This window comes from Streptomyces sp. NPDC001492, from assembly GCF_053597275.1.
Window position 1 is genome coordinate 133261 of record NZ_JBSFHW010000004.1, and the last position, 13839, is coordinate 147099.

The following is a 13839-nucleotide window of genomic DNA, read 5'->3' on the forward strand; positions in this document are numbered from 1 at the left end:
GCTGAGCTTCATGTCGTACGACGTCGAAAAGCCGGACGAGCAGTGGCGTGCGGAGCTGACCCCTGCCGAGTACGCGGTGCTGCGCCAGGCCGCCACCGAGCCCGCCTTCACGGGTGAGTACACCGACACCAAGACGACGGGCGTTTATTCGTGCCGCGCCTGCGGCGCCGAACTGTTCACCTCCACCACGAAGTTCGAGTCGCACTGCGGCTGGCCGTCCTTCTACGACCCGAAGGACACCGACGCGGTCGAGCTGATCGAGGACCGTTCGCACGGGATGGTGCGCACCGAGGTGCGGTGTGCTCGGTGCGGTTCGCATCTCGGGCACGTGTTTGAGGGCGAGGGGTATCCGACGCCTACGGATCAGCGGTACTGCATCAACTCGATCTCGCTGCGGTTGACGCCGGACGGGGAGTGACCCCGGGGCCTTCCTCCGGCGCATCCTGATCCCGCTCGGCCATCCTCCGGATGACGCCGGGCGGGATCGCCGTGTTCTGGGCGGCGTTTTCGGAGGTGTGCCGGTCACGGAGGAGCGGGACCAGGACGCGGGCGGGGAGGCGGGGGCTGCGGGAGGCGGCCCAGCGCACGGAGCGGTCGGGGTCGTCGAGGAGACGGACTGCGCCCAGGCGGCTCAGGCGCGGGTCGCCGGCGGCACGGAAGCGGACCTCGCGGTGCGGGTCGAGGGTGAAGCGTTCGACGAGTTCCGGGGTGGAGTCCGGGTCGTCCAGGGCGAGCTGGCGTAGCCGGGGGTTGGGGTCGTCGGCGTATTTCAGAAGGTCGGTGCGGGGGAAGTTGGGGTGGGTGCGGGGGCGGCCGGGGGCGGAGAGGCTGCCGTTCCACCAGTGCCAGACCTGGAGCAGCATCCAGGGCGGGGCGTCGTCGCAGGACTCGGCGAGGAAGAGGTGGATGACGCGGTCCTCGTCGTGGGCGAGCCGGTCGACGACGTCCGGCGGGAGATGGCGGGCGCGGGCGACGGAGCGGCGGATCAGGGGGTGGGAGGAGGCGGAGAGTCGGCGCATGGCTTCGGGGTCGTTGTGCAGGGCCTGGACCCAGGAGAGGGTGTGGGAGCGGCTCGACAGATCGAAGTCGTAAGAAATGGCGGCCCGTTGAACCTCGGTGAGGTCCGGGCGGAGGGCGAGGGTGCCCCGGACGGACGGGTCGGGGTCCTCGGCCAGTACGGCGATCAGGGCCGGGGACAGATGAGGGTTGTCGGCGAGGGCGAGGCGCAGCGTGGCGTCCGGGTGCTGGGACAGATGGTGGGCCAGTTCCGGTTCAAGGGCGGAGTCGGTGACGACGCGGGTGGCGTCGCCGAGATCGCCGCGCTCGAAGGCGGCGAGCGGAACCGGGTGTTCGTGGTGGTGTAGTCGGCGGGCGGCGATGCGGACGCCGGGGTCGGGGTCGGTGAGGAGCGCGCGGCGCTCGTCGGCGTCGAGGTCCGGCCAGGCGGCGGCGCAGGCGGACTTCCGGACCTGAGGTTCGGGGTCGTCGAGGAGGGCGCGGGCCACGGCGGCCGGCAAGCCGGTCAGCGCGGCGGTCTCGGCACGTACACGCGGGACGGGGTCGGCGGCGAGCCGCTCGTAGGCGGCGGAGGTGAACGTCGCGCCGTAGTCGACGGCGATGCTGACCAGGGCCCAGCGGTGACGGTCGTTTTCCTCGGAGAGGACGAGGCGGCTCCACTGGTCGGGCGTCAGCTGGTTGGAGCCTGTGTCGACAACAGCGCCGCGCACCTTCCAGTCCGGGTGGACGATCAGTTGGTCGATCAGGTCGGCGGGCAGCTCGCGGCCGTAGAACCTCCGGGTCCGTACCACGAGATCGAGCCGGAGGTCGTCGGGCAGAGAGGGGTTGTACAGGAGTCCGAGCGCCCATTCCTCCCGTGTTCGCTGGGGAATCCGGAGCCTGCTGAACAGCCCGTCCCAGGCCGCTTGCCGCTCCTCCTCGCTCTCCTCCCGTGCCAGTCTCAGGGCCCGTCGTTCCTGGCACGCCGGGACGTCGGCGACCACGATCAGCCGGATCTCGTCTTCCTCGGTGGTGACGCCGATCAGCATCTTCCCCTCCGGGGAGAGTGTCATGAATTCCGGGCAGCGGGGCTGATTCCGCAGGACCTCCGTAAGCCGCCACTCTTCCCCGAGCCGGACCCGGAACCAGCCGCCGACCCCCAGCGTGACCAGAAAGCCCCCGTCCTTGCCGAACAGCCCGTGCGCGGTGGCCAGCCGGAACCATTCCGCATCGGTGTCGACGAATGGATCGGCGGTGTCCAGTCGTACGACAGAGGTGGGCACAGTGTCTCCTGCCGCGATCGGCCGCAGCGCGGCATAGGTGGGGAGGGCGTTGAAGCCGGCGCCCCAGCCGCCGGCGTACTCCAGGCCCGCCTCGGCGAGAATCGCGTCGGCCCTTTCCCTCGGTGTGATGTGGCGGTCGGCGTCCCGGAAGTCATTCATGACGTCGATTCTGGGAGCGTGCGAGCACCCCGAACAATCTTGCTGGGCTGTGCCGTTCGTCCTAGGTGAGGACACGCTTGACCTGTCATGATGGGTGTGCCATCGCCTCTGGGTCTGCATGCAGAGCATCAGGCGGACGCTGGGATCCGCCTCCACGGAACACATTGCGGCGCGACCGATTCCAAGCGCTGAGCGGCGACCAAGCCCACTCCCTCAACGCCACCGTCAGCTGGCCCCAGCGCCGTCTGATCTTGATCGGCAACCACGAGTCATGACACGGGTAGCGCTGTGGTGACTTGCCGTCGCGCTATCGCTCGGCCGGTCCGTAAATACGCGTCATACACTGGTGGATCTCGTTGCGGCTGGCGCCGGACGAGGGCTGACCACAGGGAGCGGGACGCCTGGCGCATGGGCCCTGCTGATCCTGCCCGGGCGTGAAGAGCAGCCCCCGGGTCCCCGTGCGCTGACCACGAACGTCGGCTCGGCAGCGCCCCAAAGGGGCGCGGGGAACTGCGCGACCAGCCACGACGGACCCGCGGGTGATGCACCGCTTCTCCAGCGGAGCGCTGAGCGCTATGAATCCGCCAGCACCTTCCGGGCTTCCCCGTCCTCGTGGCGGTGGAGCGCCTGCCACTCGGCGGCCGGTTCAGGGTGGGCGTCCAGCCAGGCTTGCTGCATGGCGGCGAGGCCGGTGTATGCGCTGGTCAGATAGCCCGTGCGCTGCTTGCACCGGACGTCGGCGCGGACCGCGGGCTGCGTGACCGGGTCGGTTCCGCGGGGGATGCTCCCGGCGAGGGCCCGGGGGTCCTTGGCGGTGATGCCGCCGTCCGCCATGCAATCACGCCAGCGGGCGGTCGCCGCACCGAAGGCCGGGTCCTCCTGGAGGGCTTGCAGGGTGTCCCGTTCCCCCTGGTCGAGTTGCATGCGCAGGGTCAGGTCGCGGGTACGGCCGCCCTCGCCCAGCAGCCGCGTCTGGGCCTCGGCCAGACAGCCGGTCGCGGGACGGCTGACCCGCATCACCTTGTTCTGGGCGGAGATCTTCCGGTTCGGGTCGCCGTAGAGCGCACGGTCGAAGCCCTCGCCCTGCGGCTGCTCGGAGGCCGGCGGCTCACCCACCCCGGCCTCGGCCGACTCGTCGAGGCTCTCGATGCCGAACAGGGCGGCCCCCGTGGGCGAGGCGTCGGCAGCGGGAGCGGGGGTGTAGTCGAATCCGCGGGTGGCCATGCAGTCGGCCACGAGGCGTTGTTCGGCGCCGTGGATGCGGCGAGAGGCGTCGGGTCGCATGTGGAGCAGGCGGGAGAGAGGCAGTCGGCTGCGTAGGGAGGCGAGTTGCAGGTCGCCAGTGCGGGCGGACGGCTGCGGGGAGGCGGACGTACGGTCGCTCAGTGCCCATGCGACGGTGGCCGCGAGCGCGACCAGCACCAGCAGGACGGCGCCCGTTCTCCCTCTCCGCGGCGTTCCGATTGCTGACATGGTGGTGGCCCTTCCCTCCTGGCAGGTGAGGTGGCCCGGAAGGCGGCGCCGTACAACGGCCGCGTTCCGGGCCACGGTGTACGACCGCTCAGCGGCAGCCAGCGTCAGTAGCAGCTGACGGTGGTCGTGCCGCGCAGCCGGAGGGCGCTGGCCCGGTTCTGCTGGTTGCTCGGCAGATAGTCGACGGAGGAGCCGGGGTTCACGCAGAACAGGAACGTGTTCCAGCTCGTGCCGGCGTCGTAGTAGTAGTGGCTCTCGTAGCCTCCGGTGCTGGAGTTGCTTGCGGAGACGGTGTTGTCGTTGACGTTCACGCCGCCACCGGAGCGGTCGGTGAGCTGGTTGAACGTGTCGTTGGTGAAGTTGCTGTCCGTGTCGAAGTACGAGTGGCGGGCCGAGTTGTTGATGCCCAGGTAGAACACGCAGTGGTAGCCGGAGGCGCAGTTCGGGCCGGCCGAGGCCGGGCTCGCGCCGAGCATGAGCCCCGCGGACGCGGCGAGCGTGACCAGCCCGGTCGCGGCCGCGAGTTTGGTGCGTATGCGCATGTGTCTCCCCCTGTGTGTCGCGTCATCTGTTCATCCGGGAGCGGATGAAGCCCGTGTTTCGGGCGGGAACACCTTCACCCGCGGGGGAGGAGCGCGTCATGAGCGCGATGCGCACAGTGATTGGCCAGGAGCGCACTATTTCTCCACAGGTTGTGCACATCAATATGTGTCACAGGGGCAGGGGGCGAGAGGGCCGGGGGTCATGCGTGCTGTTCTGGGGCGTAATTATGTCGTGCACATGCCATTAGGTGTGGCAGAGCTGTACGAGATCACCTGCAGATCGCCTCGACCGCAACGGCCACCGCAGGTCGTCGGGGGTGCCGACCCGGATTTCTACCAACTCGCCTGCGTGACCGGGACCGGCGAGATGGTCCTGCGTGACAGCTCACGGCCGTTCGTGACGATGTCCGCCTGCTCGCCTGGGCTGTCGGGCTCGGTAGTCCTGCAGTTCCCTAAGCGGTCGCTACGACTGCCACCGCAACGCGTTAAGCACCTGCTCGCCGTTCCTTTCCCCGCGCGCAGCGGGGGCGGTCGCGTCCTGTGCCAGCTGCTGACGGGGATCGCGGAGCAGTACGCCGACTGCTCCTCGCGCGAGCTGATACGGCTCGGCCAGGCCGCCCTCGACCTCACGGCGACGATCCTCGGCCGCCAAGCAGCCCTCGACACCGGCCTGCCCTCCGAATCCCGGCGCCACGTCCTGTTCCTCTGCATCGCGTCCTACGTCGACCACCACCTGGGCGACGCACACCTCACGCCGGCCTCCCTCGCCACGGCCCACGGTGTCTCGGTGCGCTACGTCCAGCGCATCTTCCAGGAACAGGGCACGACAGCGGCGGCCTTCATCCGCGAACAACGCCTGGCGCGCTGCCGCCGCGACCTGACCGACCCGGCGTTACGAGACGTCCCGGTCCACGCGATCGGGGCGCGGTGGGGTTTCCCGCGGGCGTCGGACTTCAACCGCGCGTTCAGGATGACGACAGGGGTTTCGCCAGGGCGGTATCGATGTATGTGAAAAGGCCCCGTCCTCCCCTCGGCGCTCTCTCGGAGAACCGGAGTCGCGCGCACCAGTCAGCACTCGTCGTGGATCTCACGGCCGACCCCGACCTGGTCTTCATCAAGCTCGTCGCGCTCGTCGGCAGCTGAGAGACGTGCCCGTGGGTAAGCCGGAGCCGGGCGGCAGAGGAAGGCTGAGAACTGTGAATCCGAGAAGCACGTCGGCTGGCCGAGCTTCTACGATGCACGCAACTCGGATGCGGTGGAACTGGTGTCCGACCGTTCACACGGGATGGTGCGGACCGAGCTGCGGTGTGCTCGGTGCGGTTCGCATCTTGGGCACGTGTTTGAGGGCGAGGGGTATCCGACGCCTACGGATCAGCGCTACTGCATCAACTCGATCTCGCTGCGGTTGACGCCGGACGAGGAGTGAGGTGCTAGCGGTGGTGGCATGTATCACATCGATCTCATGTCACGGACTGGCCCGCAGCCTCCATCCACTGGTCGTCAAGAGCGAGTGGAGGAAGGCAAAGCGATGAGTGCACGGCACGAAACCGGTACGGAGACCACCACCCACCGCGTTCTGATCCTGGGCGCGGGTTATGCGGGCATGTCCGCGGCCATCCAGCTCGCGTCCCGGGGCAAGCGGCGCGAGGACGTGCAGGTGACCCTGGTGAACGCGCAGGAGCGGTTCACCGAGCGGCTGCGGCTGCACATGACGGCGACCGGGCAGCAGGTTGCCGAGCTGAGCATTCCGGCGCTGCTGGAGGGGACGGGTGCACAGTTCGTGCGTGGCTGGGTGACGGCGGTGGACGCGGACGCACGGACGGTGCGGATCGACGATGACCGGGTCCTGCATTACGACACGCTGGTGTACGGATTGGGCAGCGTGGCCGACACGACCGGGGTGCCGGGCGTCGACGACCAGGCGTACACCCTCAACAGCCCCCAGGAGGCCGAGGCGCTGGCCGACCGGCTGGCGCGGCTCAGCAGCGGCACGGTGGTGGTCGCCGGCAGCGGGCTGACCGGCGTCGAGTCGGCCGCGGAGATCGCCGAGCGGTACCCGGAGCTGAACGTCGTACTGCTGGGCCGGGACGAGCCCGGTGCGTCCATGAACCCGAAGGCCAGGACGTACCTGCAGTCGGCGCTCAACCGCCTCGGCGTCGAGGTGCGCAGCGGCGTCGAGGTGGTGAAGGTGCTGCCCGGGTCGGTCGAACTGGCGGGCGGGGAGAGCATCGCCGCCGATGTCGTCCTGTGGACGAGCGGTACGCGGGTGTCGCCACTGGCAGCCGCCGCCGGACTGGCCGTCGACGAACGCGGCCGCATTGTCACCGACACCGCACTGCGTTCGGTGTCGCACCCCGACGTGTACGCCATCGGTGACGCCGCGGCGATCCGCCAGGGTTACGGCGTCATGCACGGCACCTGCCAGGGCGGGATGCCGACCGGCGTGCACGCCGCGGTGTCGATCGTCCGCACGCTGAAGGGCAAGCGGCCCAAGCCGTTCCGCTTCGGCTACTACCACACGCCGGTGAGCCTGGGCCGGCACGACGCCGTGGTGCAGTTCACCCGCCCCGACGACAGCCCGCGGCGAATTCATCTGACCGGCCGGATGGCGGCCCGGTATAAGGAGACGGTGACTGCCTCGCCCTGGCCGACCTTCGGCCGCATGAAGAAGATGCCCGCCTCGGGCGCGTTCTGGCCGCAGGGCGGCCGCTTCACCCGCGTCGCCGAGAGTGCCGAGTGAGCGCCGACCAGCAGGTCTTTCATGAGTACCGCAGGCTACTGTTCTCCGTGGCCTACCGCGTCCTCGGCTCCGCAGCCGACGCCGAGGACGCGGTGCAGGACGCCTGGATCAAGTGGTCGTCCGCCGACCGTTGTCAAGTGGCTGATCCCAAGGCGTACTTGACGCGGATCGTGTCCAACCTGGCGCTGGAACGCCTGCGTTCCACCCGGCACAAGCGCGAGACCTACGTCGGCCCGTGGCTGCCCGAGCCCATCCTCACCAGCGGCGACACCGCCGATGCCGTCATGGACGCCGAGTCGGTGTCGATGGCGATGCTGGTGGTGCTGGAGACGCTGAGCCCGCTGGAGCGAGCAGTCTTCGTGCTGAAGGAGGTCTTCGGCTTCAGCCACGCCGAGATCGCGGAGGCGGTGGAACGGTCCGAGGCGGCGGTACGACAGGCCGCGCACCGCGCGCGTGAGCACGTACGGGCCCGCAGACCCCGGTTCGCCGCCGACCGTTCTCGCCAGCACGAGGTCACCGAACGGTTCTTCGCCGCCGCGACCGGTGGTGACATCAACACCCTGATGGAGCTGTTGTCCCCGGACGTCACCCTGTGGACCGACGGCGGCGGCAAGGTTCGTCAAGCGCTCAAGCCGGTCGTGGGGGCAGAGACGGTTGCCTCGTGGTTCGCGGCCATCGGCACGGTCACCTACCAAGGCGTCCAGCCCGCCGACATGCGCGCCGAGCTAGTCGAGATCAATGGCGGCCCGGGCATCGTGTTCAGCGCCCCGGACCGGGTGATCGCCACCGTCACTTTCGACTTCGACGCCGACGGTCGTATCACCGCCATCCACAACGTCGCCAACCCCGACAAACTCCAGGCCATCACGGACGGCACGGCCCACGACGTCGCGACGCGGTGAGCATCGGGCGGGAACGACCCTCGGACGGCAACCGAGGGCCGGCCTGGGAGGGTCGGCTCACGCTTACGACGCCTACGGATCAGCGGTACTGCATCAACTCGATCTCGCTGCGGTTGACGCCGGACGAGGAGTGACCCCGGGGCCTTCCTCCGGCGCATCCTGATCCCGCTCGGCCATCCTCCGCATGACGCCGGGCGGGATCGCCGTGTTCTGGGCGGCGTTTTCGGAGGTGTGCCGGTCACGGAGGCGGCTCCACTGGTCATGAGCAGCCCCGGGTCCGCCTAGGCTGACGGAGCATCAACTGCACTACCGCAGCCGGTCGGGGAGAGTCATGCGCGGTCTGACCGAGGCGATCCTCAAGAAGCTGGCCGGTGCTCGTTCCTTCGAACGCGGCCTGGGGTACCTCGACGCAGTTTCCGGGGTCGAGGTCGGTGACGGGTGGGTCACCGCGACGGTTCACGGCACTGAACGGTACGAGGTGGAACTGGTCCTGGACGGGCCCGGAGGGCTGGTCGGCGAGTGCGACTGCCCGTTCGGTCTCGAGGGCAACTTCTGCAAGCACCTCGTCGCCCTCGGTCTGAGGGTGCTCGCCCAGCGGGAGAGCCTGCCACGGCAGCGGAAGGCGGCCCGGGAGCGCGCGCAGGACCTGGAGGGATGGCTGTCCGCCCTGTCCAAGGACGAACTGCTCGCCGTGCTGCGGGAACAGATCCAAGAGAACCGGCAGTTGCGGCGGCGCCTGGAGCTGCGGGCCGCGAGCGTGCGCGGGGACCTTGCCGCGGTCCGGGCTCGTATCCGCGATCTGCTCGACGTCGGCCCCTTCGCGCAGTACGGCCATGTCGAGTACGCCGATGCCCGCGCCTACGCCGATCAGGCCGGGCAGGCGGTCTCCGTGATCGGGGCGCTGACCGGCTCCGGCCGGGCCGCCGATGCGATCCCCCTGGCGCGGGAGGCGATGCGGCTGCTGGCCGAGGCGGTGGAGAGCGTGGACGACTCCGACGGATGGCTCGGGCAGATCGGTGCGGACCTCGCCGATGCCCATCTCGAAGCGTGCCGTGCGGCACGCCCTGACCCCGCAGAGCTCGCGCGCTGGCTGGTCGGCCACGCACTCGGTGGCATCGACGACGGCCTGACCGACATCGACCCCCTCGATTACGCGGACGCCCTCGGCGGGGAGGGAATGGCGGCCTTGCGGAAGTCGGCCGTCGAGGCGTGGCGGGGCAATCGGCGGGGCTGGGCGGAGAAGTACCTGATGGAGCGCGTGGCCAAGGCGGGCGGCGATGTCGACACGGTGATCGCCGTGCACGCCGCCGACCTCACGCCGAACGGCCACGCACATCTGGTCATCGCCCGCGAGCTGGACAGCGCCCAACGCTGCGACGAGGCCCTGCGCTGGGCGGAACGCGGCATCCGGGAATCCCGGGACCTCTCCGCCGTCGACACCGCTCTCGTCGACTACCTCTGCGACCGCTACACCCAGACGGATCGACTGCCGGATGCCGTCGCCCTGCGCCGCGACCACTTCGGTGCCCGCCGCTCCCTGCTCGCGTACCAGCAGCTACGGGCCGCCGCGCGGGCCGCCGACCGCTGGCCGACGGAGCGCGACGGGGCGCTGGACCTGCTGCGCGCCGACGCGGAGCGGCACGAGGGCCGGTACGGCGGCCCTGTTCTGATCGACGCCCTGCTCGACGACATGGACGTCGACGCCGCCTGGCAGGCCGCCACCCGAACCGGCGCCCACGACCAGCAGTGGCGCACCCTCGCCGACCAGGCACGCGCCGACCGTCCGGCCGACGCCCTCGGCGTCTACCTGCGCCTGGCCGAGCCACTGACCACGCAGACCGGCAACACGGCCTACCAGCAGCTCGTCACCCTGTTGCTGAACATCCGCGACTGCCACCGTCTCCTGGACACAGAGGACGAGTTCGCCGCATACGTCACGGCGCTGCGCACCGCTCAGAGACGCAAACGGAACCTGATGCGCCTGATGGACGAACACGGTCTGTGAGCCGGTACGGCGGCATCTCTGCCACCGGATGGTGCTCTTCTGCGCTTTTCAGGTGAACAGCCGTGAGGGTTCTTCAGGCTGATCGCATTGTCAGTCCCCTCTGCCATCATCTCGCCATGCTCGACGACGCCTTGGTGGCCGAATCCCGTAGGAACGACTTGGACCTCGCAGCACGGCTCATGCGCGCGCTGACCGATCCGGACTTCGCACTTGAGGAGCGGGACAGGCACCCGGATCTGTCGCAGGTCTCCGACGAGGAGCTCGGCAGCCTGCTCGTGGCGGCCTACCGGGTGGACGCCTCGGCCACGCACGCGATGACGATGGTCCGCTTCGCGGTCGACGACGCAGCCGGGGAACGGCAGCCGCGTTATACGCCCGACGCGTGCCGCCGGATGTTCGAGGCACTCGTCGAAAGATTTGAGGACCGCGGCTGGGCGGACCTCACTCTGGGCCTGGGCGCGCTGGAGCACTGCACGGGACCGCTGCCCGACGTGTCCGGACCGGCCCGCACCCTGGTCGGATTCTGGCTGGAGAAGGACACCGTGCGCCAGCCGTACGCACTCCTCGCGGTCGCTGGGCTCGCTGGCGGCGGGACACTGGGCGCGGCCGTGGAGCGCCTCTCCCGTGATGTGGGCCCCATCGTCGCGGACGAGATCGCCGTCATCGCCGGCCTCGCCCCGGCCGAACAGGCGCTGTTGTCCGAGATCGACCGAGAACACAGGTTCGTTTCGCCGCTCGCGCACGCGTGGCACAGGTCGGCCGACAACCCGGCTTACGTGGCGTTCGCCCGCCGCGCGCTGGAAGCGGCGGCCGATCGCACCGACGCGATCCGGGTGGGCGAGATCCCCTACCGGGCGGACAAGGCGTTCACCGACCGTGAGGTCACCACGCTCGGACAGGCCCTGCGGGTGGCGTTGTTGCGCGACGAGTCCTGGCTCCCGGAGCTGTTCGAGCGACTGCTGCCCGGCGTCACCCTGGCCCCGACGACGGCGAAGACACTTCCGTCTCAGGCCCTGCTGTACGAGGTGGTCCGCGCTGCGCAGGACTTCCCGACGCCCGAGCTGGTGTCCGCGATCCGCACCGTGCGCCGGACCGTCCGGCACGCCGGGGTGCCCAAACAACTCGACAAGATGCTCAAGAAGGTCGACGCGGCCCTGGCCGAGCGCACCGAGGTGGCGCTACGGCTGCCGAGGCTGGATTTCGACACCGCACCCGTCAGCGCCTGCGCCGCGGGCGGCGTCCTGCGCCGGAAGGTCGGGGACTACCGAGCCGTCGTCACGGTCACCGACGTTGCCACATTGACCTGGGAGAAGGACGGCCGCCCGCTGCGCAGTGTCCCGGCGACGGTCCGCCGCGACCACGCCGCCCCCGTCAAGGAGTTGCGTGACCTGGTGAAGCGGGTGAACGCCCAACTCGTCACCCTCGTACGCGCGCTGGAGGGCGGCTTCACCGTCGAGGCCGGCCATCCCTACGGCTGGTGGCGCACCGAGTTGGCCGGGCACCCCCTCGCCCGGACCCTCATACGCCGGCTGATCTGGGAGATCGAGGTCGCCCCCGGCGAGTGGCGGGCCGTACTGCCCGAAACGGACGAAGACCTTCCCGACGCGCCCGACGACGCCTCCGTAAGGCTCTGGCACCCCATCCGCTCCGAGCCGGACACTGTACGGGCCTGGCGGGACCTGCTCCTCGAACGGCGGATCCGGCAGCCGTTCAAGCAGGCCTTCCGCGAGATCTACCTCCTCACCCCCGCCGAGGAGCAGACCCGCGTCTACTCCAACCGCTTCGCCGCGCACCTTGTCCACTACCGCAAGATGTTCGCCCTGTTCCGGGCTCGTGGATGGAACAGCGACCTACTCGGCCCCTGGGACGGCGGGGACGGCGACGCGGCCGAGCGCACCCTGGCGGCGGGGGAGTGGCGGGTCCGCTTCTTCCACACCTGGGCCGACTGGGCCGGCGGCGACGAACTGGCCTCGACCGACCAGGTGCGCTTCGACCACCGAGTGGAGGGCGCCTGGCGCGAGGCGCCGCTCGCAAACGTGCCACCACTGATGTTCAGCGAGGCGATGCGCGACGTGGACCTCTTCGTCGGCGTGACCTCGATCGCCGCCGACCCTGACTGGACCGACGGCGGCCCCCGGCGTACCTACTGGGAGCGGGCCTCCTTCGCCGAGCTGACCGAGAGCGCCGAGGCGCGCCGTGACGCCCTGGAGCGGATCCTGCCCCGCCTGAAGATCGCCGACCGGTGCACGCTCGACAGCCGCTTCCTGGTCGTCCGCGGTGATCTACGTACTTACAAGATCCACCTGGGGTCCGCCAACATCCTGATGGAACCGGACGACAGCTACCTGTGCATCGTCCCATCGCGAGGCAAGAGTGACGGCAAGGTTTTCCTGCCGTTCGAGGACGAACGACTCTCCCTGATCCTCAGCAAGGCGTTTCTGCTCGCCGCCGACAGCAAGATCACCGACGAGTCCATCCTCACGCAGATCAAGCGAGGTACCTGATGGCCGCCGTGACCTTCCGGGACGAGTCCGCGACGGGCAAGCCCGTCAGCGAGTGGGAGGTCGCCGGGCTGCCCGAACGGATGACCGTAGGGGAGCTGATCAGGCTCCGGGTCCGCGAGGAGGTCGCCCGGTACAACGCCCGCCCGGGCAACCACTTCAACGGCCTCGTACGCCCTGACGACGCAGAGACGGAGCTGAACGGCTACCGACTCCGCGAACCCCGCCGCATCGACTGGGAGCGCCAGGCCGAGATCGCCGAGCGCGCCTTTCTGGCCAACGGCTTCTTCGTGCTGGCCGGGGACCGCCAGGTGGAGGACCTCGACGAAGTCGTGGATCTCACGGCCGACCCCGACCTGGTCTTCATCAAGCTCGTCGCGCTCGTCGGCGGCTGAGAGACGTGCCCGTGGGTAAGCCGGAGCCGGGCGGCAGAGCAAGGCCGAGAACTGTGAATCCGAGAAGCACGTCGGCTGGCCGTCCTTCTACGACCCGAAGGACACCGACGCGGTCGAGCTGATCGAGGACCGTTCGCACGGGATGGTGCGCACCGAGGTGCGGTGCGCGCGCTGCGGGTCGCATCTCGGGCACGTCTTCGAGGGCGAGGGGTATCCGACGCCCACGGACCAGCGCTACTGCATCAACTCCATCTCCCTGCGTCTGACCGCTGACGAGGACTGACCGTCCTAGTCCGCCGTCCTGGCGTACGTGTAGGGGGCGGCGACCGCGCCGCTGTGGTGATCGGCGGCGCGCAGGGCGGCGGTGAGGCGTTCACGTGGCCTCATGCCGAGGCCGGCGGTGGCGTGGAGGGCGCCGAGGGCGTACTCGTCGCCGCAGCCGACCGCGGCGTACCCGTCGGCGGACTCGCTGACCTGGTAGTCGCCGTGGATGGCGAAGAGCCGGCCGTGGATGCCCACGAGGAAGCTGCCGGCCTGCTCCTGCTCGGACTCCTTGCGCGCCCAGCCGCCGTCCTTGAGGCAGGTGCGGACCGCGTTGACGAAGGTCGTGGCCATGAAGCGGTAGAGGGCACCTTCCGGATGCGGGGCCTTGAGGGCGTAGTGCAGCAACTGGCCCATGCGGAAGGAAGTGGTGTACCCGAGGACGTAGGGTCCGTTGGTGAACACCTTGGGGTCGCGGCAGATGGTGAGCCGGTACCCGTCACTGCCCGCGGAGTCCCCGGCCAGATGTACTCGCTTGCGGTGAACCAGGCCGACGATGACGGTCAAGTCAGCACCCCCGTA

The 13839-nt window shown here is 69.6% G+C and carries 11 protein-coding genes and 2 pseudogenes; 9 read left to right on the forward strand and 4 right to left on the reverse strand.

Features of this window, described 5'->3' with window-relative positions; genetic code table 11:
- The first annotated feature begins 10 nt into the window (after positions 1–10).
- A complete protein-coding gene (gene msrB / locus ACWC1K_RS06635; protein WP_450829153.1) occupies positions 11–418 on the forward strand; it encodes a peptide-methionine (R)-S-oxide reductase MsrB in 408 nt (135 codons plus the stop codon).
- On the opposite strand, the gene ACWC1K_RS06640 is transcribed toward msrB, so the two are convergent.
- From ACWC1K_RS06640 to ACWC1K_RS06650, 3 genes are all read right to left on the reverse strand, one after another.
- The gene (locus ACWC1K_RS06640) at positions 378–2438 is read right to left on the reverse strand and encodes a PE-PGRS family protein (protein ID WP_450829154.1); all 2061 of its coding nucleotides are present in this window, start codon (positions 2436–2438) and stop codon (positions 378–380) included. The two genes, msrB and ACWC1K_RS06640, sit on opposite strands and share 41 nt — an antisense overlap.
- 573 nt (positions 2439–3011) lie before the next feature.
- Positions 3012–3911 carry a hypothetical protein gene (locus ACWC1K_RS06645; RefSeq protein WP_450829155.1) on the reverse strand — a complete coding sequence of 300 codons (900 nt, stop codon included), beginning with the start codon at positions 3909–3911 and terminating at the stop codon, positions 3012–3014.
- Positions 3912–4015: 104 nt separating this feature from the next.
- Positions 4016–4453, reverse strand: coding sequence for a hypothetical protein (locus ACWC1K_RS06650; protein ID WP_450829156.1), 438 nt, complete (start codon positions 4451–4453; stop codon positions 4016–4018).
- A 250-nt stretch (positions 4454–4703) separates the two neighbouring features.
- Here ACWC1K_RS06650 and ACWC1K_RS06655 point away from each other — a divergent pair, with 250 nt between their 5' ends.
- The 8 genes and pseudogenes from ACWC1K_RS06655 to ACWC1K_RS06690 form a co-directional block, all read left to right on the forward strand.
- On the forward strand, positions 4704–5465 hold the full coding sequence (locus ACWC1K_RS06655; RefSeq protein ID WP_450829157.1) for a helix-turn-helix domain-containing protein: 762 nt from the start codon (positions 4704–4706) through the stop codon (positions 5463–5465).
- 192 nt (positions 5466–5657) lie between these two features.
- Positions 5658–5879 (forward strand): annotated as a pseudogene (locus tag ACWC1K_RS06660) (peptide-methionine (R)-S-oxide reductase); the annotation flags it as partial.
- A gap of 102 nt (positions 5880–5981) precedes the next feature.
- Positions 5982–7193, forward strand: a complete 1212-nt coding sequence (locus tag ACWC1K_RS06665; protein WP_450829158.1) for an NAD(P)/FAD-dependent oxidoreductase — start codon at positions 5982–5984, stop codon at positions 7191–7193.
- Entirely contained in the window at positions 7190–8095 is a 906-nt protein-coding gene (locus ACWC1K_RS06670; protein ID WP_450829159.1) for an RNA polymerase sigma-70 factor, read from the forward strand. The genes ACWC1K_RS06665 and ACWC1K_RS06670 overlap by 4 nt, the downstream gene beginning before the upstream one ends.
- 331 nt (positions 8096–8426) lie before the next feature.
- On the forward strand, positions 8427–10100 hold the full coding sequence (locus ACWC1K_RS06675) for an SWIM zinc finger family protein (RefSeq protein WP_450829160.1): 1674 nt from the start codon (positions 8427–8429) through the stop codon (positions 10098–10100).
- A 116-nt stretch (positions 10101–10216) separates the two neighbouring features.
- On the forward strand, positions 10217–12604 hold the full coding sequence (locus ACWC1K_RS06680; protein WP_450829161.1) for a DUF4132 domain-containing protein: 2388 nt from the start codon (positions 10217–10219) through the stop codon (positions 12602–12604).
- Entirely contained in the window at positions 12604–12996 is a 393-nt protein-coding gene (locus ACWC1K_RS06685; RefSeq protein ID WP_450829162.1) for a hypothetical protein, read from the forward strand. Before ACWC1K_RS06680 ends, ACWC1K_RS06685 begins: the two co-directional genes overlap by 1 nt.
- A 61-nt stretch (positions 12997–13057) precedes the next feature.
- Positions 13058–13279, forward strand: a pseudogene (locus tag ACWC1K_RS06690) (peptide-methionine (R)-S-oxide reductase); the annotation flags it as partial.
- Positions 13280–13284: 5 nt separating this feature from the next.
- Here ACWC1K_RS06690 and ACWC1K_RS06695 read toward each other — a convergent pair.
- The gene (locus ACWC1K_RS06695) at positions 13285–13824 is read right to left on the reverse strand and encodes a hypothetical protein (RefSeq protein WP_450829163.1); all 540 of its coding nucleotides are present in this window, start codon (positions 13822–13824) and stop codon (positions 13285–13287) included.
- Positions 13825–13839: the final 15 nt, after the last annotated feature.

Bases quoted from the DNA above. Each gene is read 5' to 3' on its own strand.
- msrB (WP_450829153.1), top strand. From the start codon at position 11: ATGTCGTACGACGTCGAAAAGCCGGACGAGCAGTGGCGTGCGGAGCTG.
- ACWC1K_RS06640 (WP_450829154.1), bottom strand. From the start codon at position 2,438: ATGAATGACTTCCGGGACGCCGACCGCCACATCACACCGAGGGAAAGG.
- ACWC1K_RS06645 (WP_450829155.1), bottom strand. From the start codon at position 3,911: ATGTCAGCAATCGGAACGCCGCGGAGAGGGAGAACGGGCGCCGTCCTG.
- ACWC1K_RS06650 (WP_450829156.1), bottom strand. From the start codon at position 4,453: ATGCGCATACGCACCAAACTCGCGGCCGCGACCGGGCTGGTCACGCTC.
- ACWC1K_RS06665 (WP_450829158.1), top strand. From the start codon at position 5,982: ATGAGTGCACGGCACGAAACCGGTACGGAGACCACCACCCACCGCGTT.
- ACWC1K_RS06675 (WP_450829160.1), top strand. From the start codon at position 8,427: ATGCGCGGTCTGACCGAGGCGATCCTCAAGAAGCTGGCCGGTGCTCGT.
- ACWC1K_RS06680 (WP_450829161.1), top strand. From the start codon at position 10,217: ATGCTCGACGACGCCTTGGTGGCCGAATCCCGTAGGAACGACTTGGAC.
- ACWC1K_RS06685 (WP_450829162.1), top strand. From the start codon at position 12,604: ATGGCCGCCGTGACCTTCCGGGACGAGTCCGCGACGGGCAAGCCCGTC.